The organism is Stenotrophomonas sp. 82F1, assembly GCF_056861525.1.
Map to the genome: position 1 here is coordinate 373,009 of NZ_JBSPUD010000003.1, position 26,712 is coordinate 399,720.

At 67.7% G+C, this 26,712-nt stretch carries 23 protein-coding genes; 9 read left to right on the top strand and 14 right to left on the bottom strand.

The features are described 5' to 3' along the window. Nucleotides 1-1,347 (top strand): dihydroorotase, encoded by a 1,347-nt coding sequence (locus AC13GI_RS06095; protein WP_099821209.1) that lies wholly within the window; start codon nt 1-3, stop codon nt 1,345-1,347. Beyond that, the gene (locus AC13GI_RS06100; RefSeq protein ID WP_482995795.1) at nt 1,347-2,195 is read left to right on the top strand and encodes a M23 family metallopeptidase; all 849 of its coding nucleotides are present in this window, start codon (nt 1,347-1,349) and stop codon (nt 2,193-2,195) included. Before AC13GI_RS06095 ends, AC13GI_RS06100 begins: the two co-directional genes overlap by 1 nt. Nucleotides 2,196-2,360: 165 nt before the next feature. Here the strand turns inward: AC13GI_RS06100 and AC13GI_RS06105 are convergent, their stop codons facing one another. From AC13GI_RS06105 to efp, 5 genes are all read right to left on the bottom strand, one after another. Next, entirely contained in the window at nt 2,361-3,065 is a 705-nt protein-coding gene (locus tag AC13GI_RS06105; RefSeq protein ID WP_482995796.1) for a phytoene/squalene synthase family protein, read from the bottom strand. Nucleotides 3,066-3,076: 11 nt separating this feature from the next. Beyond that, nucleotides 3,077-3,772, bottom strand: a complete 696-nt coding sequence (locus tag AC13GI_RS06110) for a phosphoglycolate phosphatase (protein ID WP_482995797.1) — start codon at nt 3,770-3,772, stop codon at nt 3,077-3,079. Continuing rightward, nucleotides 3,769-4,485, bottom strand: a complete 717-nt coding sequence (ubiG, locus tag AC13GI_RS06115) for a bifunctional 2-polyprenyl-6-hydroxyphenol methylase/3-demethylubiquinol 3-O-methyltransferase UbiG (protein WP_482995798.1) — start codon at nt 4,483-4,485, stop codon at nt 3,769-3,771. Before ubiG ends, AC13GI_RS06110 begins: the two co-directional genes overlap by 4 nt. A 26-nt stretch (nt 4,486-4,511) precedes the next feature. After that, entirely contained in the window at nt 4,512-5,855 is a 1,344-nt protein-coding gene (locus tag AC13GI_RS06120; RefSeq protein WP_089236234.1) for a TRZ/ATZ family hydrolase, read from the bottom strand. 219 nt (nt 5,856-6,074) lie between these two features. Next, on the bottom strand, nt 6,075-6,641 hold the full coding sequence (gene efp, locus AC13GI_RS06125) for an elongation factor P (protein ID WP_006379771.1): 567 nt from the start codon (nt 6,639-6,641) through the stop codon (nt 6,075-6,077). A gap of 97 nt (nt 6,642-6,738) precedes the next feature. On the opposite strand from efp, the gene epmB reads away from it, so the two are divergent. Beyond that, nucleotides 6,739-7,779 (top strand): EF-P beta-lysylation protein EpmB, encoded by a 1,041-nt coding sequence (epmB, locus tag AC13GI_RS06130; protein ID WP_099821216.1) that lies wholly within the window; start codon nt 6,739-6,741, stop codon nt 7,777-7,779. A 69-nt stretch (nt 7,780-7,848) separates the two neighbouring features. Here the strand turns inward: epmB and AC13GI_RS06135 are convergent, their stop codons facing one another. After that, nucleotides 7,849-9,975: a putative bifunctional diguanylate cyclase/phosphodiesterase gene (locus tag AC13GI_RS06135; protein WP_099821217.1), complete on the bottom strand. Its 2,127-nt coding sequence runs from the start codon at nt 9,973-9,975 to the stop codon at nt 7,849-7,851. A gap of 431 nt (nt 9,976-10,406) precedes the next feature. After that, a complete protein-coding gene (locus AC13GI_RS06140; protein WP_099821218.1) occupies nt 10,407-11,177 on the bottom strand; it encodes an RNA methyltransferase in 771 nt (256 codons plus the stop codon). A gap of 120 nt (nt 11,178-11,297) precedes the next feature. Here AC13GI_RS06140 and AC13GI_RS06145 point away from each other — a divergent pair, with 120 nt between their 5' ends. Further along, on the top strand, nt 11,298-12,125 hold the full coding sequence (locus tag AC13GI_RS06145; RefSeq protein ID WP_089236240.1) for an inositol monophosphatase family protein: 828 nt from the start codon (nt 11,298-11,300) through the stop codon (nt 12,123-12,125). Between the two features lie 669 nt (nt 12,126-12,794). Here AC13GI_RS06145 and htpX read toward each other — a convergent pair. Beyond that, nucleotides 12,795-13,661, bottom strand: a complete 867-nt coding sequence (htpX, locus tag AC13GI_RS06150) for a protease HtpX (RefSeq protein ID WP_180166374.1) — start codon at nt 13,659-13,661, stop codon at nt 12,795-12,797. Between the two features lie 93 nt (nt 13,662-13,754). Between htpX and gluQRS the strand changes: the two genes are divergently transcribed. The 3 genes from gluQRS to phaR all read left to right on the top strand — a co-directional run bounded on the left by gluQRS (nt 13,755) and on the right by phaR (nt 16,158). Then, complete coding sequence (gene gluQRS, locus AC13GI_RS06155; RefSeq protein WP_482995799.1) at nt 13,755-14,675, top strand: tRNA glutamyl-Q(34) synthetase GluQRS; 921 nt, start codon at nt 13,755-13,757, stop codon at nt 14,673-14,675. A gap of 17 nt (nt 14,676-14,692) precedes the next feature. Beyond that, a complete protein-coding gene (phbB, locus tag AC13GI_RS06160) occupies nt 14,693-15,433 on the top strand; it encodes an acetoacetyl-CoA reductase (protein WP_089236243.1) in 741 nt (246 codons plus the stop codon). 179 nt (nt 15,434-15,612) lie between these two features. After that, nucleotides 15,613-16,158, top strand: a complete 546-nt coding sequence (gene phaR / locus AC13GI_RS06165; RefSeq protein WP_099821236.1) for a polyhydroxyalkanoate synthesis repressor PhaR — start codon at nt 15,613-15,615, stop codon at nt 16,156-16,158. An 81-nt stretch (nt 16,159-16,239) separates the two neighbouring features. On the opposite strand, the gene AC13GI_RS06170 is transcribed toward phaR, so the two are convergent. The 6 genes from AC13GI_RS06170 to AC13GI_RS06195 all read right to left on the bottom strand — a co-directional run bounded on the left by AC13GI_RS06170 (nt 16,240) and on the right by AC13GI_RS06195 (nt 23,781). Then, a complete protein-coding gene (locus tag AC13GI_RS06170) occupies nt 16,240-17,178 on the bottom strand; it encodes a TraB/GumN family protein (protein WP_099821221.1) in 939 nt (312 codons plus the stop codon). Nucleotides 17,179-17,180: 2 nt separating this feature from the next. Next, nucleotides 17,181-18,110, bottom strand: coding sequence for a DUF1684 domain-containing protein (locus tag AC13GI_RS06175; RefSeq protein ID WP_099821222.1), 930 nt, complete (start codon nt 18,108-18,110; stop codon nt 17,181-17,183). 11 nt (nt 18,111-18,121) lie between these two features. After that, entirely contained in the window at nt 18,122-20,023 is a 1,902-nt protein-coding gene (mutL, locus tag AC13GI_RS06180) for a DNA mismatch repair endonuclease MutL (protein WP_099821223.1), read from the bottom strand. Nucleotides 20,024-20,151: 128 nt separating this feature from the next. Beyond that, entirely contained in the window at nt 20,152-21,735 is a 1,584-nt protein-coding gene (locus AC13GI_RS06185) for an N-acetylmuramoyl-L-alanine amidase (RefSeq protein WP_482995800.1), read from the bottom strand. Nucleotides 21,736-21,817: 82 nt separating this feature from the next. Next, nucleotides 21,818-22,300, bottom strand: coding sequence for a tRNA (adenosine(37)-N6)-threonylcarbamoyltransferase complex ATPase subunit type 1 TsaE (gene tsaE, locus AC13GI_RS06190; protein ID WP_482995801.1), 483 nt, complete (start codon nt 22,298-22,300; stop codon nt 21,818-21,820). Beyond that, nucleotides 22,297-23,781, bottom strand: coding sequence for an NAD(P)H-hydrate dehydratase (locus AC13GI_RS06195; protein ID WP_482995802.1), 1,485 nt, complete (start codon nt 23,779-23,781; stop codon nt 22,297-22,299). Before AC13GI_RS06195 ends, tsaE begins: the two co-directional genes overlap by 4 nt. Before the next feature lie 23 nt (nt 23,782-23,804). Here AC13GI_RS06195 and queG point away from each other — a divergent pair, with 23 nt between their 5' ends. Beyond that, the gene (queG, locus tag AC13GI_RS06200; protein ID WP_482995803.1) at nt 23,805-24,875 is read left to right on the top strand and encodes a tRNA epoxyqueuosine(34) reductase QueG; all 1,071 of its coding nucleotides are present in this window, start codon (nt 23,805-23,807) and stop codon (nt 24,873-24,875) included. Nucleotides 24,876-24,920: 45 nt separating this feature from the next. Continuing rightward, nucleotides 24,921-26,261: an exodeoxyribonuclease VII large subunit gene (gene xseA / locus AC13GI_RS06205; protein WP_482995804.1), complete on the top strand. Its 1,341-nt coding sequence runs from the start codon at nt 24,921-24,923 to the stop codon at nt 26,259-26,261. The last annotated feature ends 451 nt before the right edge of the window (nt 26,262-26,712 follow it).

The following is a 26,712-nucleotide window of genomic DNA, read 5'->3' on the forward strand; positions in this document are numbered from 1 at the left end:
ATGTCCTCCACGCTCATCACCAACGCCCGCCTGGTCAATGAAGGCCGCACCTTCGAAGGCGACCTGCGCATCGAGAACGACCGCATCGCGCAGATCGGCAAGGGGTTGACCCCGCGTGATGGCGAACAGGTGGTGGATGCGGCCGGGCGCTGGCTGCTGCCCGGGATGATCGACGACCAGGTGCATTTCCGCGAACCGGGCCTGACCCACAAGGGTGACATCGCCAGCGAGTCGGCTGCGGCCGTGGCCGGCGGCCTGACCAGCTTCATGGACATGCCCAACACCAACCCGCCGACACTCGACTCGACCATTCTTGAAGCCAAGTACGAGCTGGCGCGCGGCCGTGCCTGGGCCAACTACGGGTTCTACCACGGGGCCAGCAACGACAACCTGGAGGCCATCCGCGCGCTCGACCCGAAGAAGGCGCCGGGCGTGAAGGTGTTCATGGGTGCATCCACCGGCAACATGCTGGTCGACAACCCGGAAACCCTGGATGCGATCTTCCGCGAGTGCCCGACCCCGATCATCACGCACTGCGAAGACACGCCGATGATCGATGCCAACCTGAAGGCCTTCCAGGAAAAGTACGGCGACGCACTGACCCCGGAGATGCACCCGGACATCCGTTCGCGCGAAGCCTGCATCAAGTCGACGCGGCTGGCCATGTCGCTGGCGCGCAAGCACGGCACCCGCCTGCACGTGCTGCACATCTCCACCGCCGACGAACTGGCGCTGTTCGAGAAGGGCCCGCTGATCCGCGCCGACGGCAGCCGCAAGCAGATCACCGCCGAGACCTGCGTGCACTTCCTGCACTTCGCCCGCCCGGACTACGCCACCAAGGGCAACCTGATCAAGTGCAACCCGGCGATCAAGGACGTCGCCGATCGCGAGGCGATCACCGCCGCGTTGGCTGACGACGTACTGGATGTCCTGGCCACCGACCACGCCCCGCATACCTGGGAAGAGAAGCAGAAGCCCTATGCGCAGGCGCCGTCCGGCCTGCCGCTGGTGCAGTACGCGCTGGTCGCCGCGCTGGAACGCGTGCACGAAGGCAAGCTGACCCGCGAGCAGGTGGTGCAGAAATTCGCCCATGCTCCCGCCCAGTTGTTCGACGTGGAAGAGCGTGGCTTCCTGCGCGAAGGCTACTTCGCCGACCTGGTGCTGGTGGAAGACGTCCCGTTCACGGTCAAGCGCGAGGACGTGCTGTCCAAGTGCGGCTGGTCGCCGTTCGAAGGCACCACGTTCCAATCGCGCATCGCCTCCACCTGGGTCAACGGCCAGCTGGTGTGGGACGGCAGCAAGCTGGTGGGTCAGCCCGCCGGCCAGCGCATGACCTACGACCGCTGATGCGTTCGGCACTCATGTTCGGGGCGCTGCTGCTGGCGGCGCCCCTGTTCCCCGCACCGTCGGCACAGGCGCAGGACGGCATCGGCGACCTGATCGACAGCCGCGTGGTGTTCCCGGCCAGCGCGTCGCAGGGCGCGCTGGTGATCGGCAAGGTTCCCGCAGGCAGCAGCGTGCGCTACGCAGGCCGCGACCTGCGCGTGAGCAGCTACGGCAGCGTGGTGTTTGGCATCGGTCGCGATGAGAAAGGCCCGCTGCAGGTGCAGATCCGCCGACCGGATGGCAGCAGCGAGACGGCCGCCATCAACGTGACCCCGCGCGACTGGCCCACCGAACGGGTAAACGGTGTGCCGCCGAAGACGGTCAATCCGCCGCCGGCCATCGCCGAGCGGATCAAGCGCGAACAGGCGCAGGTCACCGCGGCGCGCGCACGCGACGACAACCGCACCGATTTCACCCAGACCTTCATCTGGCCGGTGCAGGGTCGCATCAGCGGTCGCTTCGGCAATGCGCGTGTGTACAACGGCCAGCCCGGTGCCGGTCACTCCGGCATGGATATCGCGGTGCCGACCGGCACCCCGGTGAAAGCACCGGCTGCGGGTATCGTCACCTTCGCAGGCCCGGATCTGTACCTGACCGGCGGTACCCTGCTGCTCGAGCATGGCTTCGGCGTCAGTTCGAACTTCCTGCACCTGTCGCGCATCGACGTGAAGGTCGGTGATCGCGTCGAACAGGGCCAGGTGATCGCCGCCGTCGGCGCCACCGGTCGCGCTACCGGCCCGCATCTGCACTGGGGCATGAACTGGTTCGACACCCGCATCGACCCGCTGCTGGTGTTGGAACGCAAATAACGCCCATCGCCCGTTGCGGTGGTGGGCCGCTGCCGTAGAGCCGAGCCCACGCTCGGCTGCAGTTGGCCATGAATAGCCGAGCATGGGCTCGGCTCTACAGACAGCATGCAATCAACCATGCGCGGTAGCGCCGGGCCATGCCCGGTGAGCGCAGCGGCCAATCGATCAGCCGCGCGCGGCCCACCACACGCGCAGCAACGTGCGCACCGGCGTCGCTTCAATCGGCTTGCCGGCGGCCTGCGCCGCCAGGCGGGCACGCGCCAGGCTCGACCACACGCGGCGCGCGCGCGGACCGGGCACACGGGCGCCCCACCCTTTCAGCAGCTGCTGCGCCCAACGCTGTGCGGCATTGCCGGCGTCCTCGTCCAGCAGGCTGCGCGGCACGCCGGCCACGCCAGCGTCCTGCAGGCGCTGGGCCAGGGTCTGCAGCAGCACTGCACGGCCGGCGCCCTTGCGCGGCGTGTCGGCAAACACCACCGCTTCGACCGCAGCCACTGCTTCGGCATAGTTGCCCAGTGCGCGCTCGGCAGCGGCAGCGTCCAGCGCGACAGTGCGCGCCTCGACCAGATCCGGCAGCGCCTCGGCAAGCTGCGCCCACGGCGCCCGCACCGGCTCCAGCACGCGTCCCAGCGGATGCCGCGAACGCTGCGCGGCCCAGCTGCGCAGTTCCTCGCCCCACCAGGCCAGCTTGGCGTCGGCCGGCAGCGGGTCGCCACTGGTGTTGAGCATGTCGTCGAATTCCTGCAGCAGCGCGAACCACGCCAGCGCCACAGGGCGCTGCGGTTCGGCCACGAACGGCTCAGCCACCGACCATTCCGGCCAGCGGCTGCGCCACTTGTCGAGGAAACTGTCCAGCGCGGTACTGCTCACTACGTTGTTCCTTACGGCTGGGCCGGGGTCGCCGGCCGGGTCGGCCAGAGGCTGGCCAGTTGCAGGAGTTCGGCGTTCTCGACCAGCACATCGGCCTGCCAGGCCAACGGGTCATCGCTGTGCAGGCGGTAGCCCCACAGTGCCGCCACCGACGGCATGCCGGCGGCACGCGCGGCGATGATGTCGCGCTCATCGTCGCCGACATACACGCAGTCTTCCGCTGCGATGCCGATCAGCTGCGCGGCGTGCAGCAGCGGCAACGGATGCGGCTTGCGCTCGGCCAGGGTGTCACCACCGACCAGCACCGCGCAACGCTGCTGCCAGCCGTACTGCGGCACGATCAGCCGCGCCAGGTACTCGGGCTTGTTGGTGACGATGCCCCACACCGTACCGGCCGCGTCCAGCGCATCGAGCATGCCGGCGACGCCACCGAACAACACGGCGTGCTGGCCGATCGAGGCTTCGTAGCGCTGCAGGAATTCCGGAATCAGCGCATCGCGCGCGGCCGCTTCCAGTTCTGGAAACGCGGCCGACACCATCGCCCGCGAGCCCTTCGACACCACCGGACGCAACTGCGCCGGATCGATCGGTGCGCGGCCACGCTCGGCCAGCATCACGTCAAGCGTGGCGACGAAATCCGGTGCGCTGTCCAGCAGGGTGCCGTCCAGGTCGAACAGCACCGCACGCGGAAATGCTGCGGCGGTCACGGCGCCTTGACCGCGTGGGCCAGGTAATTGATGTCGGTACGGCTGCTCAGGCGGGCGCGGTTGCGCCACGGCTCGTAGGCCATGCCGCTGACATCGGCCAGCTGCAGGTCGGCTTCGCGCAGCCAGCGCGCCAGCTCGGCCGGCTTGATGAATTCCTGGTAGTGGTGGGTGCCCTTGGGCAGCAGCCGCGCCACGTACTCGGCACCGACAATGGCCACTGCAAAGGCTGCGGCCGTGCGGTTGATGGTGGACAGGAACAGATGGCCGCCCGGCTTCAGCAGACGCTTGCAGGCCTCGATGATCGCGCCCGGATCGGGCACGTGCTCGAGCATTTCCATGCAGGTCACCACGTCGAAGCTGCCCGGCTGTTCGGCGGCAAGGTCTTCGGCGGCCTGCACCCGGTAGTCGACGCTGACACCACTTTCCAGTGCGTGCAGGCGCGCGACCTTGACCAGCTCCGGCGCCAGGTCGATCGCGGTCACCTCGGCACCGGCCTGGGCCAGCGCTTCACTCAGCAGCCCGCCACCACAACCGATGTCGAGCACGCGCGCACCACGCAGCGGCGCGCGGTCGGCAACGTACTGCAGGCGCACCGGATTCAGTGCGTGCAGCGGCTTCTGCGGGCCATCGGCGTCCCACCAGCGGTTGGCCAGCGAGGCGAACTTGTCCAGCTCGGCCTGATCGAAATTGGAAGAAGCGTGGGGGGCAGTCATGACGGTTGTCCTTGCGGCGCCTGTACTCAGGCGCGGATATGACGGATGCGCTCGCGCCACTGGCGCGCGTTGGCGATGATGCCCGGCAGGTCCATGCCGACCAGCTCACGCTGCACCAGCTTGGGCTTGCCGGCGATCCAGACGTCGCTGACCTGCTGGCGGCCGGTGGCGTACACCAGCTGCGACAGCACATTGTGCAGCGGCTGGGTCTCCAGCGCGGACAGGTCGACGCAGACCAGGTCGGCCTGTTTGCCGACCTCGATCGAGCCGATGCGCTCGCCGAAGCCCAGCGCGCGGGCGCCACCCAGCGTGGACGCGCGCAACGTGGTCGCCGCGTCCAGCGCGGTGGCATCGTCGGCCACGGCCTTGGCCAGGATCGCCGCCGTGCGGTTCTCGCTGAACATGTCCAGGTCGTTGTTGCTGGCGCAGCCGTCGGTGCCGATGGCCAGGTTCACGCCGGCGCGCTGCAGGGCGCAGGCCGGGCAGAAACCGGAGGCCAGTTTCAGGTTCGATTCCGGGCAATGCACCACGCTGACACCGCGCTCGGCGCACAGGTGGATCTCGGCCTCGGTCAGCTGGGTCATGTGCACCGCGATCAGGCGGTCGTTGACCAGGCCGAGGCGATCCAGCCGCGCCAGCGGACGCTGGCCGTGCAGCTTGATCGAATCGGTGATTTCCTGCGCGGTTTCATGGGTATGCAGGTGCACCTGCATGTCGAGCTGGTCGGACAGCATCCGCACCCGCTCGAAATTGGCATCGTTGACGGTGTACGGCGCATGCGGGGCGAACGCGGTGCCGATCAGCGGGTCGGTGCGCCACTGGTCATGCAGTTCACCGGCCTTGGCGAAGTACTCGTCGTCGGTCTTGGCCCAGGCGGTGGGGAAATCGATGATCACCGCGCCGACCAGCGCGCGGAAGCCGTGCTTCTTGTAGACGGCGGCCTGGACGTCACCGAAGAAATAGTTCTCGTTGGCGCAGGTGGTGCCGCCACGCAGCATCTCGGCGATGGCCAGGGTGGTGCCGTCGGCGACGAACTCGGGGCCGATCACCGCAGCTTCCACCGGCCAGATGTGCTGCTGCAGCCAGGTCATCAGCGGCAGGTCGTCGGCGACGCCGCGCAGCAGGGTCATCGGGTTGTGCGTATGTGCGTTGACCAGGCCCGGCATCAGCGCCGCTTCGGGGCGGCTGACCACCTGGGTGGCGCGGAAGCGCGCACGCGCTTCGGCACGCGGCAGGATGGCCACGATCTCACTGCCACGCACGGCGACGGCATGGTCTTCCAGCACCACCGCATGCGGCTCGATCGGAACGACATAACCGGCTTCGATCAGCAGATCGCAGGCTTCGGGGAGGTGCGGGCTATCGCTCATGCGGGCTCACTGGCTATGGGGGAAGGACCGTACGTAGCCTTGGCTCCGACCTGGCGACTCATCACCGGTCAAACGGCTACCGCTGGGCTTCTGGAAGGCAAGCCCCTGAGTCAGGGGCGGCCGCGAAGCGGCGGGGTGTGGGTGCTGATGAGCGGGGGCCCACGATCCGCATGGCGGATCGTGGGAGCGCCAGCGCGAATGCGCCGGCGCGTACCCGGATTACTTGACGCGCGAGGAGTACTCGCCCGAACGGGTGTCGACCTTGATGATTTCATCCTGGTTGACGAACAGCGGCACGCGCACCACGGCACCGGTTTCCAGGGTGGCCGGCTTGCCGCCGCCGCCCGAGGTGTCGCCACGGACGCCCGGGTCGGTCTCGGTGATCTTCAGTTCGACGAAGTTCGGCGGCTGCACGAAGATCGGGGAGCCATTGAACAGGGTGACGATGCAGGACTCTTCGCCCTTCAGCCACTTCTCGGCGCCGCCCATGCCGGCCTTGTCGGCCTGCACCTGCTCGAAGGTTTCCGGGTCCATGAAGTGCCAGTACTCGCCGTCGCTGTACATGTAGTCCATGTTGGTATCGACCACATCGGCCACTTCCACGTCGTCGGTCGCCTTCATGGTCATTTCGACCGTGCGGCCCGACTTGATGAAGCGATAGCGCACGCGGGTGAAGGCCTGGCCCTTGCCCGGCTTGATGAACTCGGTCTCGGAGATGACGGCCGGTTCATTGTTGACCAGGATCTTCATCCCGTTCTTGACATCGTTCATGCCCGCAGTGGCCATGCTCAAGCTCCTCAAATGGCGAAACCGCCGCGCGTGCGGCGAGCCGGATAGAATGGAAAGCCCACCGGAACCCCGGCGGGCAACTGTTTATGTGTCCATGATAACCGCAGGCCCCCTCTCCATGCAGCTTTCCGCCTTCCCCCGGACCCAGTCGCCAGCGGCGCCCGCGCGCTGGCAGCAGCTGTGGCGGCAGGCCCTGCGCGACCCGCAGGCGCTGCTGGCCCGGCTGGATCTGGATGCCACGGCACTGGGCGTATCCGAGGCGGCCATCGCCCAGTTCGCGCTGCGCGTGCCGGAGGGTTTCGTCGCGCGCATGCGCCGTGGCGATGCCCACGATCCGCTGCTGCGGCAGGTGCTGCCGATCGATGCCGAGATGCGCCCGGCCCCCGGGTTCAGCTTCGATGCGGTGGGCGACGGTGCAGCAAAGAAGGCCACCGGGGTCATCCAGAAGTACCGCGGTCGCGCCCTGCTGGTGGCCACCGGCAGCTGCGCGATCAACTGCCGCTACTGTTTCCGCCGGCATTTCGACTATGGCGCCGAAAATGCCGCCAAGGGGGGATGGCAGGAGGCAGTGCAGGCCATCGCTGCAGACCCGGACATCGATGAGGTGATCCTGTCCGGCGGCGACCCGCTGTCGCTTGCGACCCACAAGCTGGCCGAGCTGACCGATGCACTGCGCGGCATCGCACATATCCGCCGGCTGCGCATCCATACGCGCCTGCCGATCGTGCTGCCCGAGCGGGTCGATGACGAACTGCTGGCGTGGCTGGGCAGCCTACCATGGCCACTGGCGATCGTGGTCCACGCCAACCACGCCAATGAATTCGATGCCAGTGTCGATACCGCGATGGCCCGCCTGCGCGGCATCGGCGCGCAGCTGCTGAACCAGGCGGTGCTGCTGCGCGGAGTCAACGACAGCGTGCAGGCGCTGCAGGACCTGAGTGAGCGCAGCTTCGCGGCCGGCGTGCTGCCCTATTACCTGCACCAGCTGGATCGGGTCGAGGGCGTGGCCCATTTCGAAGTGGACGACGTCCAGGCCAAGGCCCTGATTGCCGGCCTTACTGCGCGGCTGTCCGGCTATCTGGTGCCGAAGCTGGTCCGCGAGCTGCCCGGCGACCCGAGCAAGCGCCCGGTCTGACAGTAGATCCACGCCATGCGTGGATGCTTCTGCCAGGAACGCCCATCCACGCATGGCGTGGATCTACTGTCACGCGCCCGATTCGATCATCCGCACCACCTCGGTGGCAGTGACCGGGTGGCTCAAGCGATAGCCCTGACCGAGGTCGCAACCACGCTGGGCCAGCAGCTCGAACTGCGCCTCCTGCTCGATACCCTCGGCCACCACCGTGATGCCCAGGGCATGGGCCATGGCGATGATCGCCGTGGTCAGGGCCAGATCGTCCGGGTCGCGCTGCATGTCGGCGACGAAGCTCTTGTCGATCTTGACCCCGTCCACCGGCACCTGCCGCAGGTGGCTGAGACCGGAGAAGCCGGTACCGAAGTCGTCCAGCCAAACCTTCACCCCCGCCCGGTGCAGGCGATCCAGCAGCTGTGCGGCCAGCATCTCATCGCCGATCACCGCCGTCTCGGTCAGCTCCAGGTGCAGGCGCGAGGCCGGTAGACCCGACTCCTGCAGGCACTGCGCGACCAACGCCGGCAGCTCACCGCCGCGCAACTGCCGTGGCGACACATTGACCGAAACGAACAGCTCGTCACCGGCCACGCCCCGCGGCCACTGCACGGCTTCCATGCAGGCGGCACGCAGCACCTTCGGGCCGATGATCTCGATCAGGCCACTCTGCTCGGCCACCTCGATGAACACCGATGGCGGGATCGTGCCCAGCGTCGGGTGCTGCCAGCGCAGCAGCACTTCCACGCCGACCATGCGACGGTCGCGCATGCGGAAGATCGGCTGGTAGGCCAACCGCAGCTCGCCGCGCTCCCAGGCACCGCGCAGCTCCTGTTCCATGTGCACGCGGCGCTCGACCGCGTGATCCATGGCCCGGCTGTAATAGCGATAGCAGTTCTTGCCGGCCATCTTCGCCTGGTACATGGCGATGTCGCCGTTCTTCAGCAGCGTCGTGGCATCGGCGGCATCGTCGGGGAACAGGGTCACGCCGATCGAAGTGCCCAGGAACAGCTCCCTGCCCTGCACCACCAGCGGCTTGCCCAGCTCGCGCACCAGCACTTCGGCCAGCAACCGCGCATTGGCCGCGACATCGCCATCGCCAACCAGGATCACGAATTCATCGCCGCCGAACCGCGCCAGCACCGCGTCGTCGCCGCCCGCCTCGGTCACGGCACGGCCGATGCGCTGGGCAAACTGCAGCAACGCCTCGTCGCCGGCCTCATGGCCCAGCGTGTCATTGACCCGCTTGAAATCATCGATATCGGCGAACAGCAGGCCCAGCCGGTGATTGGACGCACGTGCGGCCATCAACCGGTGGTCCAGCGCCTCGCGGAATGCCAGCCGGTTGGTGAGCCCGGTCAACGCGTCGGTGTAGGCCATGCGCCGCACTTCGCGGTCATGGCGGGCAATCGCATCACGCATGCGGGCAAAGCCACGCACCAGTTCACCCACCTCGTCGTCGCGGGTGTTTTCGCGCAGCGGCGCCTGGTAGTCACCCGCCTCGATGCGCCGGGCGGCCGCGGCCAGCTCGCGGATCGGCGCCACCAGCGTGCGCTGCACGTACAGGATCACCACCACGCCGATCACCACCAGCAGGCCCAGCATCAGCAGCAGCCAGCCCAGATGCCGGCTTCCCATCTGCTGCAGCCGCTCACCGAGGGTCGCATTGGCTGCCTGCTCACGCTGCAGCACTTCGTCCAGAGCCATGCCGACGCGGACACCACCGATGCGCTGCTTGCCCATCCTGATCGGCATCGCGTTGTCGAGCACCGTGGGCGACTGCTGCACCACCAGCGACTGCGCGGCGATCGCCCCGGCGGCCAGCGGATCGGCCATCGGCCGTCCGGCATCGGGCACCCCGGCCGAGCCGTCGTGGACCAACCGTCCACGGTCGTCGAACACCAGTACATAGCGCACCACCGGCTGCCGCGAAATGCTGCGCACCAACGCCCCGACCTGGTCCAGATCGTTCTTGTGAAGCGGACCGGCAAGCGCATCGGACAGCTCGCGCACCATGGCCTCGCCACGACTGCGCACGCTGCGGTCGAACAGTTCGTGGATGACGCCGTTGCTGAGCGACCTCACCTCGCCCTGCATCGCCGCCTGCCGCCCCAGCAGCACGGCCAGGATCGCCACCACCACCAGCATCGCCCCGCCCATCGCCAGCAGGAATCGGGCCTGCATCCCGGAGCCGAGCAACTTCATTCCACTTCCATCCGCACGCGCGTCGACCTTTGTTTCAATTCATCCAACCACGGCTGCGCATGCGCAACGACGCGGCGGAAACCGGAAGCCCCCAACACCCTCTGCAACGCACTCTGCACCCGTCGACGACAGACGACACGCGGCTGCACGCCGGACGCACGGCCGGACACCGTCGGCGCCGGCCCGGCCACCTGCCGGCCCACACGGCCCACACGGCCCACACGGCCAGGCGCATGATCCTGCGTCATCGCGAGTTGCCCCACTTCGCTGCCCAACGCCCCAACTGTAGAACCGGCGCAGCATGCGCCGTCCCGGCCAGCAGGGCCAAGGCCAGGCTCAGCAGTTCCCCCTGCATTGCCCTACGCAGACCCGACACAAGCATCATCCCCCCGGGGTATCCGGACAGACTACCCGAAAAAATGAGACCGTCGTCAGCTGTCCTTGCTGTTCTTCTGCGCCAAGCGCGCCATGCGCTGGGTATCGGCCAGGATGCCGCGCAGCAGACGCACTTCCTGCTCGCTGGGCTCGCTGCGCAGGAACAGGCGGCGCAGCTTGCGCATCGCCGAATCAGGCGCGCGGCCTTTGTGGAAATCGATCTCGTCCAGGGTCTCGCCCAACTGGGCGAAGAAGCTCTCCATCTGATCGTGGCTGGCCGTCTGCTCGCGACTGTCCGGCCCGGTCGCGGCCACCGGCTGTGCACCCAGCAGCTGCATGCGCACTTCATAGGCCAGCACCTGCACCGCAGCGGCCAGGTTGAGCGAGCTGAACTCCGGGTCGGACGGAATGTGCACTGCGGCGTGGCACAGCTGCAGCTCCTCGTTGGTCAGGCCGGTGCGCTCACGGCCGAACACCAGCGCCACCTCGGCGCCTTCGCTGGCCTTGGCCACGGCGCGGGCGGCGGCATCTGCCGGCAGGAACTCCTCCAGCTGGACCCGGCGCGCCCGTGCGGTGCAGCCCAGCACGAACCGGCAGTCGGCAACGGCTTCGGCCAGGGTGGCCACCACCGGTGCGTCGCCGAGCACGTCTTCGGCGCCGGCCGAGCGCCGGAAGGCCTCTTCATCAAGCGGCTTCTCCGGCGCCACCAGGACCAGGCGGGCCAGGCCCATGGTCTTCAGGGCACGGGCGGCGGCCCCCATGTTGCCGGGGTGTTGGGTCCCGACCAGGACGAATCGGAGGCGGGTAGCGGCAGGAAACTGGGACATGAACAGGGAAAATGTCGAGCTGGACGAAGACCAATGGTAAACTGTGCGGCCGGCCACTGCGCCGGACCCGCTCTTTTCCCCCGCCAGCCCTTCTCTTCTGCCCTTCCGGGAGCCCATGCCATGCAGAAACCCGCCGTAACCGTCATGGTCAAGGCCGCCCGCCTCGCCGGCAACGTCCTCTTGCGCAACATCAACAAGCTCGAGGCACTGAATGTAGTCCAGAAGGGCCGCATGGACTACGCCAGCGAAGTCGATGCGGACGCGGAAAAGGTGATCGTCAAGGAACTCAAGCGCGCTTACCCCGAGTACGGCATCTTCGGTGAAGAAGGTGGCGTGCAGAGCGAGCGTCGCCACATGTGGGTCATCGACCCGCTGGACGGCACCAGCAACTACCTGCGCGGCGTGCCGCACTACTGCGTGTCGATCGCCCTGGTCGAGAACGGCGAGCCGACCGACGCGGTGATCTTCGATCCGCTGCGCAATGAACTGTTCACCGCCAGCCGTGGTGCCGGCGCCGTGCTCAACGACCGTCGTATCCGCGTGGCCGACCGCAAGGATCTGGAAGGCACCATGATCCACACCGGTTTCGCCCCGCGCGAGCGCGCACGCGCCAGTGCACAGCTGAAGTCGGTGGACGCCCTGCTGGTGCACGCCGAGGACATCCGCCGCTCGGGTTCGGCCGCGCTGGACCTGGCCTATGTGGCCTGTGGCCGCGCCGACGCCTACTTCGAGGCCGGCGTGAAGGCCTGGGACATCGCCGCCGGCGTGCTGCTGGTGCGCGAGGCCGGTGGCAAGGTTTGCGACTTCAAGGGCGCGACCCCGGCCCGCATGGACAACCGCGGCCCGGACACCCAGCAGATCGTGGCCGGCAACCTGAAGGTGGCCGAGTCGCTGCAGAAGGTGCTGGTGAACACGGGCTACGCCGCCGAGTTCGACGCGAAGTTCTGATTTTCTGCGTAAAGCGGTTCATGGAGACGGCACCAGCGAAGGTGCCGTTTTCGTTTGTGCGCCCGGAGATTCGTTTCCGCGACCGCGGAGGGTTGTCACTTTCTTTGCGCGCAAAGAAAGTAACCAAAGAAACGCTCCGCCAGCCACGAGCCGTCGCTACGCGCCGGTACCCTGCGCTTCTCGGCGAATCAGGGGACGGCGCCGAACTCGCTGCGCTCAGACACCGGCGCCTCTTCGCCCCTGATTCCCCTGCGATGCTCGGCTCGCTCAAGGCGGACTCAAGATCAAATGCCACAGCTGCACCAGTAGATCCACGCCATGCGTGGATGCTTTTGCCGTTGATCTTGACCTTCCAGTCCGCCTTCAAGCGAGCCGAGCACCGCAGGTCCGGCGAGGGCGGAGAGGTGCGGGTGTCTGAGCGCAGCGAGTTCCCGCACCGTCCCTCGACGGACCGAGGAGCACAGGGAACCGACGTGCGAAGCACGACGGCTCGCGGCCGGCGGCGTGTTTCTTTGGTTACTTTCTTTGCACGAGCAAAGAAAGTGACACCTCTCCGCAGGCGCGGAAAAGAGCCCGCCGGGCATGGCCCGGCGCCAACAATGCCTCCCCGCAAACAAAAACGCCCGGCGCGAGGCCAGGCGTTCCTGCATCTCCATCGGAAGCCGGAGCTTACGCCGCGGTCGACGCCCGCAGCGCGGCGATGCGCTCTTCCAGCGGCGGGTGGCTCATGAACAGCTTCTTCGCGGTCGAACCGGCAATACCGAACGCGGCAATCTGGGTCGGCAACGTGCTCTGGCCGTGGTTGAGCTGCAGGCGCTCCAGCGCCGAGATCATCTTCTGGCGACCGGCCAGCGATGCACCGCCGGCATCGGCACGGAACTCGCGGTGGCGCGAGAACCACATCGAGATCATCGTGGCGAACAGGCCGAACACCATCTCCAGCACGAACACGATGATGTAGTAGGCAAAGCCACGGCCGCCACCTTCGCGGTTGCCCGACAATGCGCTATCGATCACGCCGCCGACCACGCGGGCCAGCACGATCACGAAGGTGTTCAGCACGCCCTGCAGCAGCGCCATGGTGATCATGTCACCGTTGGCGACGTGGGCGATCTCGTGGCCGAGCACGGCTTCGGCTTCGTCCTCGCTCATGTTGTGCAGCAGGCCGGTGGACACCGCCACCAGCGCGTTGTTGCGGTTCGCACCGGTGGCGAACGCGTTGATCTCCGGGCCGTCATACACCGCCACTTCCGGCATGCCGATACCGGCCGCCTTGGCCTGGCGCTCGACGGTGGCCAGCAGCCAGCGCTCGGTCTGGTTGCGCGGCTCGGTGATCACCACCGCACCGGTGGAGCGCTTGGCCATCCACTTGGACAGCAGCAGCGAGATGAGGGAGCCACCGAAACCGAAGATCGCGGCCATGACCAGCAGGCCACTCATCTGGTTCGAATTGACCCCCAGCAGCGACATCACGATGCTGGCGAGGATCAGGACCGCGAGATTGGTCGCCAGGAACAGGGCAATGCGGGTAAACATGGGAAATTCCGGCTTGGAAGGGGTTGATATCCGTCAATTTGCGGTGCGGTCAGCTTGAATTCAAGCGCCAACCTGACCGACGATTCAGCCTGCATGACCTCAAACCTTCCCTGCGGCCGTTTCGCGCCCTCGCCCACCGGCCTGCTGCATCCCGGCTCCCTGCTCGCCGCCTTCGGCAGCTGGCTGCTCGCGCGCCACCATGGCGGCCTGTGGCGGTTGCGCATCGAGGACGTCGATCCACCCCGCACGGTGGCCGGTGCGGCACAGGCGCAGCTGCAGACTCTGGCCGCGTTCGGCCTGGTCCATGACGGGCCGGTGATCTGGCAAAGCGCGCGCGGCGACGCTTATCAGACTGCGCTGGACCGCCTGCTGGCCGATGGCCACGCGTTTGTCTGCCACTGCAGCCGCAGCGATCTGGTCGCCAATGGCGGCATCCATCACCACTGCGTTGCGCGGCAGCCACGAGCGGACCCGGCCGTCCGCTTCCGGGTACCTGCGGGCAGCGTGGTGCATTTCGAGGATGGCCTGCGCGGCCGGCAGCAACAGGATGTCCATGCCGAGGTGGGCGACTTCGTATTGCGCCGCGCCGACGGCTGCTGGGCCTACCAGCTGGCAGTGGTGGTCGACGATGCCGCGCAGGGCGTGGACGAGGTCGTGCGTGGCGCCGACCTGCTCGATTCCACCGCCCGGCAGATCCTGCTGCAGCGGGCGCTGGGCCTGCCGACGCCGCGCTACTGGCACCTGCCGCTGCTGCTGGATGCAGCGGGCCACAAACTGTCCAAGTCACTGGCCGCGCTGCCGGTGGAGGCCCGCGAGCCGGTGCCGGTGCTGCGCCGGTTGTGGGAACTGCTGGGCCAGCCGGGCACCGCACTGGTAGGCATCGACGACCGCGATGCGCTGTTGGCCACCGCCCAGCGCAGCTTCGACCCCGGCCTGCTGCCACGCGCGGACATCCTGCTGCCGGCGGGCGCACTTTCCGCGCCGATGTTGCAGAATCCCCCTTCCCCCACCTGATATCCGGACAGCTTTCCATGACATCTCGCGTCGCACTGGTCACCGGCGGAACCGGCGGCATCGGCACCGCCATCTGCCAACGCCTGGCCGACCAGGGCCACCGCGTCGCCACCAACTACCGTGACGAAGCCAAGGCCCGCGCCTGGCAGCAGGCGATGACCGAACGCGGCTACCAGGTGTCGATCTTCCCGGGCGATGTCTCCGACTCCGCCAGCGCCGAAGCCCTGATCCGCGCGGTCGAGGCCGAACTGGGCCCGGTCGAGATCCTGGTCAACAACGCCGGCATCACCCGCGACACCACCTTCCACCGCATGCGCGCGGAGCAGTGGCACGATGTGATCAACACCAACCTCAATTCGGTGTTCAACGTCACCCGCCCGGTCATCGAAGGCATGCGTCGACGCGGCTGGGGCCGGGTCATCCAGATCAGCTCGATCAACGGCCTGAAGGGCCAGTACGGGCAGGCCAACTACGCCGCCGCCAAGGCCGGCATGCATGGCTTCACCATCTCGCTGGCGCGCGAGAACGCAGGCTTCGGCATCACCGTGAACACCATCTCGCCCGGCTATGTGGCCACCGACATGGTGATGGCGGTGCCCGAGGAAGTGCGCGCCAAGATCATCGCCGACATCCCCACCGGGCGCCTGGGCAAGCCGGAAGAAATCGCCTATGGCGTGTCCTTCCTGGTGGCCGAAGAGGCCTCGTGGATCACCGGCAGCAACCTGGACATCAACGGCGGCCACCACATGGGCTGGTAGACGGCGCCAGGGCCTGAGGGCCCGGCGCTGCACCCTGCCGTTGGTCATGCTGCGCAGCACGCAAAGCCTTGTTGCGCAACATTCCGGGCACGGAAAGCCAAGCCTGGCGGGGGCTGGGGCGGTTGCAACCGCTGCTGCACTGCGCCATGCTGCGCGTCTACTGTGACGAGTACCGCTTCATGGCTGCGACCCGCATCATCAAGAAGTATCCGAACCGCCGTCTGTACGACACCGAGATCTCCAGCTACATCACCATCGAGGACGTGCGCCAGCTGATCCTCGACGGCGAAGACTTCGAAGTCCGCGACGCCAAGAGCGGCGACGACCTGACCCGATCGGTCCTGCTGCAGATCATCGCCGACCAGGAGCAGGACGGTGAACCGATGCTCTCCACCCAGCTGTTGAGCCAGCTGATCCGCTTCTACGGCGATTCCCTGCAGGGCTTCATGGGCAACTACCTGGAGCGCAGCATGCAGGTCTTCCTCGACCAGCAGCAGCAGTTCCGTCAGCAGATGGGCAACCTGCTGGGGCAGACGCCGTGGGCGATGATGAACCAGCTGACCGAGCGCAACCTGGAGCTGTGGCAGGAATTCCAGCGCAACATGGGCAGTGGTTTCGGTGGTCCGCGTCCGGGTGGCACCGGAACGGGCACCGGCACCGGCACGGCCGGCAAGCCGAGCGAGCCGACCAGTGGCGCAGGGACCGGCGGCAAGACCCGCCGCTGAGGCGACCCGCCCCGGCTGATACGAAAACGGCGCGCCATGGGCGCGCCGTTTTGTTTTGAATGCCCCACGCGTGGCGTGGATCTACTTCCTGCAGCCCTTGCAGACACGCTCGACCTTGTAGCCCTTCGCGCGCAGCTTCTCCACCACGCCATCGTTGCCCAGCAGGTGCAGGCCGCCCACCACCACCAGCGTGCCGCCCTGCCCGGCCTGCAGGTAAGGCTGCAGCTTGGGCAACCATGCATCGTTGCGGTCGGTATTGATGCGCTGGTAGAGCTGCGGGTACCTCTGGCGCATCTCCACGCCCATCCGGTTCCACAACAGGCGATCATCGCCGCGGCGCCAGGCCTCATGCAGCATCTGCGCCTGGGCATCGCCCTTGCCTGCTTCGTCCAGCGCCTCGGACAGCATCTGCCGCTGCTCCTGCACGCTCATGCCATCGAGCAGGTTGATCTGGCTGGACATGTCTTCCAGGCCTGCAGTCTTCTTGCCAGCCTTCTGCGCCCGCTGCATGAAGTGACGGTCCAGCCCCAGCTCCGGGTCCAGGCCCAGCTTCTGCATCTGGCCCACGGTGATGGTCAGGCCGACGAACCACGCCTTCATGCCCTGCAGCTGCGCCAGTGGCAGTTTGTTCTGCGTCGCATAGGCCTGCAGCTTCTGCCAGGTCGGCGCATCCAGGTCACGCTTGAGTTCGCTGCCATCCTTGCGGGTAGCCACCTGCACCATCTGGCTGGCCATCTGCGGCGACTGCAGTTCCTCCGGCGTCACTTCGAACAGCACGCGCTGCGAGGCTTCGAATGCCTGCTCGACGTCGCTCGACAGCGGATAGTCCTGTGGCTTCAACAGATGGAAAGAACCCAGCAGGTACAGGCGCGCATCTCCCTGCCCGGTGACCTTCCACAGCAGCGGCACCGGCGGCTTGCCCGCCGTGGCTTCGGCCGGCGCATCGCGCGCGATGGCCAACGGGCCAGCGGCGCAGGCAACGAGAAAAACGGCACTACGCAACAACAGTTTCATCAACATGTTCAGCCCTCTCCTTCAGGCAGGTGATACGCCTTCTCGCCCGCTTCCACGCGCAGGTCCAAGCGGTTTTCCGGCGGCGCCAGCGGGCAGGTTGCATAGGCGGTGAACGCGCACGGCGGGTTGTGGGCGTGGTTGAAGTCGATCATCACGTGACCATCGGCGGTGGGCGCACCGGTATCCAGATAGCGGCCAGCAGGATAGCTGCCGTGGCCACTGGTGCGGTCGGCGAAGATCAGGAACAGCGGCTGCCCCGGCTCGCCGATCGCTTCCAGCCGCCAGCTGCGGCCGTCGCGATCGAATTCCACCGCACCGGCGTTGGGCATCTCGGTGGTCAGGCCGGTGATGTCCACGATCGGCAGGGTCTTGCCTGGCGGATGCGCGATGAAACGCGCCTGCACCTGCCATTGCGGACCACCGGGCCAGTACTGCAGGCCTGCGAAATCGCGGCGTGCCGGTGCATCGGCGTGCTTGACCCGCAGCGCATCGCGCGCGCCACGACGGATCAGGCTGAGCTGGCCCTTGCCGCCATCGAAGGCCAGCAGGGTCGGCTGCGGATCCTTGTCGGTATCCATGCGCACGCGCCCGCGCACCGGCTGTCCGTCGAGGGTGACATCGGTACCGGATTCCGGCGTGAACCACCACTGGTCGCCTTCACGCCGCAACAGCCCCAGCTTGGCCGGCCCCACCGCCAGGCGGATGCCGCTGGTGGCACCACTGCCGACGAAGTGCGACCGGTTCTGCAACCAGTGCAGGCCGACCAGCGCGGTCCAGCCATCGGGCCGGGTCAGGTCCTGGTAACGCAGCACCCGCCATTGCTGTTGCTGCGCGGCGAAGGCCGGATCCTCAACCGCGGCCGGTGCCGGCGTCGGCGCCGGGCTGCAGGCCGCCAGCAACAGGGCCGCCAGCAGGCCGCCCGTTCTCCAAAGTCGCATCGGTGCTCCCCTCAACGTCCGCGCAGGAACCAGCGGTCGATCTCCGCCAGCGAAAAACGGGCCCAGGTCGGCCGGCCGTGGTTGCACTGGCCGGACCGTTCGGTGATTTCCATGTCGCGCAGCAGCGCGTTCATTTCCGGCACGGTCAGGCGCCGGTTGGCACGCACGGCACCATGGCAGGCCATGGTCGACAGCAGCTCGTCGCGCGCCGTGGCGATGCGACGGCTCTGGCCGTGCTCGCGCAGGTCGGTCAGCACATCGCGCAGCAGGCCTTCGGGCTCGGCATGGGCCAGCAGCGCCGGGATGCTGCGCACGTGCAGTGCGCCTGGTCCGGCGCGGGTGATCTCGAACCCGAGGGCGGCCAGCGTATCGGCCTCCGCTTCCGCAGTGTCTGCCTCGCGCTCGCCCACCGCCAGGGTGATCGGCACCAGCAAGGGCTGCGACTGCAGGCCGATGCCATCGTGCGCATTCTTCAACCGCTCGTAGCCGATGCGTTCGTGCGCCGCATGCATGTCGACCACGATCAGGCCTTCGGCATTCTCGGCCAGGATGTAGATGCCATGCAGCTGGGCAACGGCGTAGCCCAGCGGCGGCACCCCGGCGTCGGCACTGGTGACCGGCAGTCCGTTCTCCATCGGCATCGGCGGCAGTGCCGCACCGCGCTCGGCACCGGCTGGCGAGGCATACAGCGCAGCATAGGCCGCGGGTGCATCGGCCACCTGCAGGCCCAGCGGCTGCTGCGGGCGCCAACCGGAAAAGCCGCCACCACCGCCCTGCCCCGCACCGGGTGCCGGACCGCGCACGTAGCCGAAGCTGGAGGCCGTCGCGCCCGGCATCGCAGTCGCGCTGCCGCCTTCGGCCGGATGCACCGCGCCGGCACCGATCTCCTGCGCGCTCATGCCTGCACGCGTGTCGGCCAGCGCGTCCTTCAAGGTGCGGTAGACGAAGTCATGCACCAGCCGCGAGTCACGGAAGCGCACCTCATGCTTGGCCGGATGCACGTTCACATCGACGCGCGTCGGGTCCAGTTCCAGGAACAGCACATAGGCTGGCTGCCGACCGTGATACAGCACGTCGCCGTAGGCCATCTTCACCGCGTGCGCGACACTGCGGTCACGCACCGAACGGCCGTTGACGTACAGGTACTGCTGATCGGTGCTGGCACGCGAATAATGCGGCTGCGCGATCCAGCCATGCAGGCGCAGGCCGGCACTGCTGTGGTCCACGCGCACGGCCTGGCTGGCGAAGTCTTCGCCCAGGGTCTCGGCCAGGCGCACGTCCGAATACAGGTCGCCCGGCTTGTAGCGACGCGAGGCCTTGCCGTTGTGCGAGACACGCAGCTCGACATCGGGACGGGCCAGCGCCAGCGAGCGCAACCACTCTTCGATATGCCCCAGCTCGGTGCGCTCGGCGCGCAGGAACTTGCGCCGCGCCGGCACGTTGTAGAACAACTCGCGCACTTCCACCGTGGTGCCCGGCGCATGCGCGCGCGGGGTCACCTCGCCGATCTTGCCGCCTTCGATCTGCAGTGCCGAACCGTGCTCATCATGGGCACGGCGCGAGGACAGGGTGAAACGACTGACCGAGGCGATCGACGGCAGCGCTTCGCCACGGAACCCCAGCGTCGCCACCGCTTCCAGCTCGTCCAGGTTGGCGATCTTGCTGGTGGCGTGCCGCGAGACAGCCAGCGGCAACTGTTCTGCGGCAATGCCGCTGCCGTTGTCGCGGATGCGGATCAGGCGCACACCGCCTTCTTCCAGTTCGATGTCGACGCGGCTGGCGCCGGCATCGATCGCGTTCTCAACCAGCTCCTTGACCACCGATGCGGGCCGTTCGACCACCTCACCGGCGGCAATCTGGTTGATCAGGATTTCCGGCAACGGCCGGATCGGACGCGGATCGGGCGCGTTCATGGGCAGGTGGGGCAGGCAGACGTCATGCCACGATGATAGCGGAGCGGCGACAGGTAGGGTCGAGATCCACCGTGCGCAGCGCCAGCCAGGCAGGGTCTGGCTCCAGCAGAATCAGACGGTCCAGCGGTTTACTTGCTGCCGCCGGCCACGGTGCTTGCAGCGTCGATCTCGGCCTGCGCGCGCGCGGCGTACAGCGTCCCCGGCGGCGGCTGCCGGCTGAAGAACGTGTGCACGCCATCGAGTACCGCACCGGCGACCTTGCGCTGGTAGGCCGGGTCGATCAGGCGGCGCTCTTCATCCGGGTTGGAGATGAACGCGGTTTCCACCAGCATCGCCGGCATGTCCGAGGTGCGCAGCACGGCGAAGTTGGCGCGCTCGATATTCGGCTTGTGGTTGTTGCCGATCCGCTTCAGGCCGCCCAGCACGTGGCCGGCAGCATCCTCGGAGGATTTCATGTACCCGCTCTGGGCCAGGTCCAGCAGGACGTTGGCCAGCGTGCCTTCGGTCTGCTGCAGGCGCACGCCACCGACCAGATCGGCGGCGTTTTCCTTGTCCGCCAGCCAGCGCGCACGCTGCGAAGACGCGCCCTTGGTCGACAGCACGTATACCGACGAACCGGTGGCCGAGCGGTTCTCGGCGGCATCGGCGTGGATCGAAATGAAGATGTCGGCCTTGTTCGCACGCGCCTTCTGCGCACGCATCGGCAGCGGAATGAACACATCGCTGTCGCGGGTCAGGAACGCTTTCAGGCCGGGCGTGGCATTGACCTGACGGGCCAGTTCACGCGCCACCGCCAGGGTGACGTCCTTCTCGCGCTTGCCGGTCGGGCCGATGGCACCGGGGTCCTGGCCGCCATGGCCCGGGTCGATCGCCACCACCAGGTGACGCATGCCCGGCTGCATGCGGATACGCGAGGCATCGCTGGGCATGGTCGGACGTGGCGACTCGGTCGGCACAACAGGGGCCGGCACCGGCTTCGGCTGGGTGGTCACCACCGCAGTGGTGGCCTGGCCGGCCAGGATCGCTGCCGGCGATGACGTCGGCGTGCTGCTGGCGGTGGTACCTGCTGCCGCCATCTGCACCGGGGTGGTGCTCGGCGCCGGCGTCGGCGCGGCGGGTGCCGCAGCGCTGGCACTGGCCTGCTGCTGGACCTGCGCGGTCAACAGCGCGGTGGCGCGCGCGGCATCGCCACGGGACTGTGCGGTCTGTGCTGGGGTCGGGCTCGGGCTCGGGGTCGAAGCCGGGCTCACCGAAGATGCTGCAGGCGGCTGCGTCGGCGCTGGGGTCACCGCGGGTCGGCTGGCGGCCACGGCCGGACCATCGCCCGGCCACTCGATCACCAGCTTGGATTCATTGCCTTCGCGCTGCATCTGCGGGCGGAAGGGCGCGACCGTCTCGGCCAGGTCGAATACGACACGGAAGGTGCCCGGTACCGGCTGCCCGGTGCGCACCGCCGTGACCACGCCCTGCGGCGAAGGCATCTTCAGGTTGCGCACCGCGCTGGAATCGGGGAAATCGACCACCAGCCGGTTCGGACCGGCCAACGACAGGGTCTTGTAGCCGCCACTGCCGACCAGCGCGATTTCCGCACGGGTTCCGGTAGAACCGGTATTCAGCAGGACTTGACGGACCTCACCGGCCCACGCACTGACGCTCGCCAGACCAAGTCCGACGGCGGCACAGATGGCAATGAGTCGATTCCCCGGGCGCATGACTCAGGATTCAATCACCGCACTGAACGGAATGCAACACCTTTTTCCTTAATAATCCGTAACCTGCCGGTGTTTGTTCTCGTCAGCCGACAGAAAGGGCCTGCAAGTCGCCACCTTCGGGAAGCCGCAACAGCCATTCACGTCCCGCGTCGCTGACGCCAGTGAGACTCACGCGACGCCCCTGCCCTTCAATTTCCAGTGCCACGACCAGATCGGTGGGCGGCAGTGCACCGGCACCACGCTCGGGCCACTCGACCAGCCACAGCACCGCGCTGCCCTCGTCCAGCCCAAGGAAATCCAGCTCGCCGGCCTGGCCGATGCGATACAGGTCCAGGTGCCAGGCTTCGCCGCCACTGGACAACGGATAGCGCTCGACCAGCGTGTAAGTGGGGCTGCGGATCGCGCCCTGCACGCCCAGCGCCCGCAGCAGCGCGCGTGCCGTGGTCGATTTGCCGGCGCCAAGATCGCCGCGCAGTTCGACCAGCGCCTGCGGCGGACGGGTGGCTGCCAGCCATTGCCCCAGCAGTTCGGTGGCGTCGCTGTCAGCAAGGAAGAATTCGGTCATCGGGAACAGTCCGGGTTGGCCAGCCGCCGCAGGGGCGCCAGCAGATCAGTGGGAAGCAGGCCGCGGGCACCGTCGGCTGCGGCAACATCACCGGCCAGGGCATGCAGCAGCGCACCGCCTGCCGCCGCATCGAACGCAGGCAGACCCTGCGCGCGCAGGCTGGCGATGATGCCGGTCAACAGGTCCCCCATGCCACCTACCGCCATTCCCGGGTTGCCGGCAGCAATCAATCGAGGGGTGTGGCCGGGCGCGGCGACGATGCTGCCAGCCCCTTTCAGCACCACCACCGCGTGATAGCGCTCGGCCAGCGCCTGCGCGCTGCCGTAGCGATCGGCCTGGATTGCCGCCGTGGTGGTTTCCAGCAAGCGCGCGGCTTCGCCGGGGTGCGGGGTCAGGATCGCATCGGTCAACGCGTGCGCATCCTGCGCCAGCAGGTTCAGCGCATCGGCGTCGATCACCAGCGGCAGGCCCGACTGCAGCACACGCACATACAGCGCGCGCGACCATTCGTCCTGGCCCAGGCCCGGGCCGATCGCCACCACCTTGGCTTTTGCCAGCAACGCGGGCAGCGCAGCGCCATCTTCCAGCGCATGCGTCATCGCTTCGGGCAACCTGGCCAGCAGTGGGCCGACATGGTCGCCACGCGTGCCGATGCTCAACAGGCCTGCGCCAGCACGCAGCGCGGCTTCGGCAGCCATCGCGATGGCACCGCCGCTGCCATGGTTGCCGCCCACGCACAGCACATGGCCGGAATCACCCTTGTGGCTGTTGGCACGGCGCGGCGGCAGCAGATCGGGCAGGCGCGGCTGCGTCCAGCACTCTGCAGCGGCAACGACACCCTGCCAGGCCTCGTCGGGCAGCGTCAGCGGGGCCAGCTGCCTGCGCCCGACGTATTCCAGCGCGTCGCCGGTGTACAGGCCACGATGGGCGACGATGAACTGCAAGGTCAGGGTCGCGCGCACGGCTACGCCCGGCACGCAGCCGCGGTCGGCATCGACGCCGCTGGGCACATCCAGCGCCAACACCGGCGCCCGCTGCGCGTTCAGCGCCTCGATCAAGGCCTGTGCTGCACCGCTCGGTGCGCGGGCGAAGCCGAGGCCGAACAGGGCGTCAACCCATACATCGGCCTGGGCCAGTTCGCCGTTGAAATCAGCGACGGTTCCCCCGGCGGACCTGAAATCCGTCGCGGCGCGCTGCGCCAGTGCCGTGGAAGGTAGGCTGCCCGCCAGCGCAATCAGCTGCACCTGCAGCCCCGCCTGCAGCGCATGGCGGGCCAGCACGTAACCATCGCCGCCATTGTTGCCGCTGCCAACGACCACGCCGAGCCGGCGCGCCTGTGGCCAGTGTTGCAGCAGGCATTGCCAGGCCGCCTGCCCCGCCTGCGCCATGAGGCCCCAGCCAGCCTCGCCCGCCAGCGCGGACGCCTGGGCATCGAGTGTGCGTGCGGCACGGGAATCGAACAGATCGGCAAGGTTGGCCATGCAGGGATTTTATACTGGTGCACATGTCCCCCGCCCCTGCCCCCCTCGATCCGGCCCTGGCCGTACAGCGCATCCGCGAACTCGCGCGTGCGCATGGCTTCCAGCGCTGCGGTATCGCCGGCATCGAACTGGGCGAGGATGAGGCGCACCTGGCCGACTGGCTGGGGCAGGGCCTGTACGGCACGATGGACTGGATGGCCCGCCACGGCACCCTGCGCGCGCGCCCGGCAGAGCTGCTGCCCGGCACCGTGCGGGTGATCTCGGTGGGCATGGACTACAGCCACAAGGATGACACCGAAGCCTGGGCCACGTTGGCCGATCCGGGCCGCGCCTATGTGGCGCGCTACGCACTCGGGCGCGACTATCACAAGCTGATGCGCAACCGCCTGCAGAAGCTGGCCACGCAGATCAACGATGAGGTGGCGCCGCTGGGCTACCGCGTGTTCGTCGACTCTGCGCCGGTGCTGGAGCGCGCACTGGCACGCAACGCGGGGCTGGGCTGGATCGGCAAGCACACCTGCCTGATCGACCGCCACGGCGGCTCATGGTTCTTCATCGGCGAGATCTACATCGATATCCCGCTGCCGATTGATACGCCGGCCAGCGCCCACTGTGGCACCTGCACCCGCTGCATCGACGTCTGCCCGACCCAGGCCATCACCGGCCCGCAGCGGCTGGATGCACGCCGCTGCATTTCCTACCTGACCATCGAGCATGACGGCGCGATCCCCGTGGAGATGCGACCACTGATCGGCAACCGCATCTATGGCTGCGACGACTGCCAGCTGGTATGCCCCTGGAACAAGTTCGCCAAGCGTACCGACGAGGCCGACTTCCGCGCGCGCAACAACCTGGATACCGCGCGCCTGGACCAGTTGTTCGCGTGGGACGAAGCTGAATTCCTTCGCCGTACCGAAGGCAGCCCGATCCGCCGCAGCGGCCACGAGCGCTGGCTGCGCAACATCGCCGTGGCACTGGGCAATGCGCCGACCACGGCAGAGACGCTGTCGGCACTGCAGACACGCGCCGAGGATGCTTCCCCCGTGGTCCGCGAACACGTGCAATGGGCACTGGGCCAGCACGGCCTGCGCTGACGTGCGATCCTGAGGCCCCTGCTCCATCTGCCCCACGCCGTAACCATGCAGCCACGCAACAACGACGTCTTCACCCCCAGCCAGCTCAATACCCTCGCACGCGACCTGCTGGAAGGCAGCTTTCCTGCGATCTGGGTCGAAGCCGAACTGGGCAGCGTGGCGCGCCCCGCGTCCGGCCATCTGTACTTCACCCTTAAGGACGCGCGTGCACAGTTGCGCGCTGCGATGTTCAGGATGAAGGCGCAGTACCTGAAGTTCGTGCCGCGCGAGGGCATGCGCGTACTGGTGCGTGGCAAGGTGACCCTGTACGACGCCCGTGGCGAGTACCAGATGGTGCTGGACCACATGGAGGAAGCCGGCGAAGGCGCGCTGCGCCGCGCGTTCGAGGAACTGAAGGGGCGGCTGGAGGCCGAGGGACTGTTCGACCCGGCCCGCAAGCGGCCAATGCCGGCCCATGCGCAGCGTCTGGCGGTGATCACCTCGCCCACCGGTGCCGCCGTGCGCGATGTGCTGAGCGTGCTCGGCCGCCGCTTCCCGTTGCTGGAAGTGGATCTGCTGCCGACCCTGGTTCAAGGCGCGACCGCTGCCGCGCAGATCACCCGCGTGCTGCAGGCCGCCGATGCCAGCGGCCGCTACGACGTGATCCTGCTGACCCGCGGCGGTGGCTCACTGGAAGACCTGTGGGCGTTCAACGATGAAGCCCTGGCCCGTGCAATCGCCGCCAGCCGCACGCCGGTAGTTTCGGCGGTGGGTCACGAAACCGACTTCAGTCTCAGCGATTTTGCCGCTGACCTGCGCGCGCCGACGCCTTCGGTGGCCGCAGAACTGCTGGTGCCCGATCAGCGCGACCTGGCCCTGCGCCTGCGCCGCAATGCGGCACGCATGGTGCAGCTGCAACGCCACGCCCTGCAGCAGGCCATGCAGCGCGCTGATCGCGCCCTGCTGCGTTTGAATGCACAGAGCCCGCAGGCGCGGTTGGATCTGCTGCGCCGGCGCCAGCTGGACCTTGGGCGTCGACTGCATGCGGCACACAACCAGCAGCAGGAGCGTCGCGCGGCCCGCCTGCGCCACGCTGCCGCAGTGTTGCGTGGTCACCATCCGCAACGGCAGATGGAGGCACTGCGACGTCGCCTTGCCGCGCTGGGCGGGCGCCCGCAAGCGGCGCTGCAGCGCCTGCTGCAACGTGATGCACTGCGCCTGCGTGGCCTTGCACGTTCGCTGGAAGCGGTCAGTCCGCTGGCCACCGTCGCGCGTGGCTACAGCATCGTGACCCGTGCAGACGATGGCGCGCTGGTGCGCCGGATCGAGCAGGTGCAACCGGGTGATGCACTGCAGGCCCGCGTCGGCGACGGCGTGATCGACGTCCAGGTGACGGCGGTCAAGTAAGGGGTGTTCGGCAGGGCTGCGCCCTGCACCTGCAGAGGCTTCAAGCAACGGCAACGTCAAATGCAACAGCCGGCTCTGGGCTATCTGTAGGTTTGGTGGGGCGGTGTCGGATTGCGGGGACGCCGTAAACCCGTCCGTGGGGGCTTGGCCGCGGCATCCATGCCGCGGACACCCCGCAATCCGACACCGCCCCACCTTCGACAGTTTGCCGGTGACGGTTGGCACATCCACGACATGCGTGGATGAATCTCTTTCAGATATCGAAATCAATCTGGGGTCAGATCCGTTTTCCGTAGGAAAACGGATCTGACCCCAAGAGCCATTCCAACAGATCGCGGAGATCTGTCGAAGGCGGGGTGGGTCCGGTTGCGGGGGCGTAAGCGCCATGGATGGCGCGACCGAGCTTACAGGGACGTACTTGCAGCGTCCCCCGCAACCCGACCCACCCCGC

Coding starts and splice junctions, on each gene's coding strand:
- phbB (WP_089236243.1), top strand. CDS start 14,693: ATGACATCTCGCGTCGCACTGGTCACCGGCGGAACCGGCGGCATCGGC.
- queG (WP_482995803.1), top strand. CDS start 23,805: ATGTCCCCCGCCCCTGCCCCCCTCGATCCGGCCCTGGCCGTACAGCGC.
- efp (WP_006379771.1), bottom strand. CDS start 6,641: ATGGCCACTGCGGGCATGAACGATGTCAAGAACGGGATGAAGATCCTG.
- htpX (WP_180166374.1), bottom strand. CDS start 13,661: ATGTTTACCCGCATTGCCCTGTTCCTGGCGACCAATCTCGCGGTCCTG.
- AC13GI_RS06170 (WP_099821221.1), bottom strand. CDS start 17,178: ATGTTGATGAAACTGTTGTTGCGTAGTGCCGTTTTTCTCGTTGCCTGC.
- gluQRS (WP_482995799.1), top strand. CDS start 13,755: ATGACCTCAAACCTTCCCTGCGGCCGTTTCGCGCCCTCGCCCACCGGC.
- xseA (WP_482995804.1), top strand. CDS start 24,921: ATGCAGCCACGCAACAACGACGTCTTCACCCCCAGCCAGCTCAATACC.
- AC13GI_RS06095 (WP_099821209.1), top strand. CDS start 1: ATGTCCTCCACGCTCATCACCAACGCCCGCCTGGTCAATGAAGGCCGC.
- tsaE (WP_482995801.1), bottom strand. CDS start 22,300: ATGACCGAATTCTTCCTTGCTGACAGCGACGCCACCGAACTGCTGGGG.
- AC13GI_RS06100 (WP_482995795.1), top strand. CDS start 1,347: ATGCGTTCGGCACTCATGTTCGGGGCGCTGCTGCTGGCGGCGCCCCTG.
- AC13GI_RS06140 (WP_099821218.1), bottom strand. CDS start 11,177: ATGTCCCAGTTTCCTGCCGCTACCCGCCTCCGATTCGTCCTGGTCGGG.
- phaR (WP_099821236.1), top strand. CDS start 15,613: ATGGCTGCGACCCGCATCATCAAGAAGTATCCGAACCGCCGTCTGTAC.
- ubiG (WP_482995798.1), bottom strand. CDS start 4,485: ATGACTGCCCCCCACGCTTCTTCCAATTTCGATCAGGCCGAGCTGGAC.
- AC13GI_RS06135 (WP_099821217.1), bottom strand. CDS start 9,975: ATGAAGTTGCTCGGCTCCGGGATGCAGGCCCGATTCCTGCTGGCGATG.
- AC13GI_RS06195 (WP_482995802.1), bottom strand. CDS start 23,781: ATGGCCAACCTTGCCGATCTGTTCGATTCCCGTGCCGCACGCACACTC.
- epmB (WP_099821216.1), top strand. CDS start 6,739: ATGATAACCGCAGGCCCCCTCTCCATGCAGCTTTCCGCCTTCCCCCGG.
- AC13GI_RS06185 (WP_482995800.1), bottom strand. CDS start 21,735: ATGCGCCCGGGGAATCGACTCATTGCCATCTGTGCCGCCGTCGGACTT.
- AC13GI_RS06175 (WP_099821222.1), bottom strand. CDS start 18,110: ATGCGACTTTGGAGAACGGGCGGCCTGCTGGCGGCCCTGTTGCTGGCG.
- AC13GI_RS06145 (WP_089236240.1), top strand. CDS start 11,298: ATGCAGAAACCCGCCGTAACCGTCATGGTCAAGGCCGCCCGCCTCGCC.
- AC13GI_RS06120 (WP_089236234.1), bottom strand. CDS start 5,855: ATGAGCGATAGCCCGCACCTCCCCGAAGCCTGCGATCTGCTGATCGAA.
- mutL (WP_099821223.1), bottom strand. CDS start 20,023: ATGAACGCGCCCGATCCGCGTCCGATCCGGCCGTTGCCGGAAATCCTG.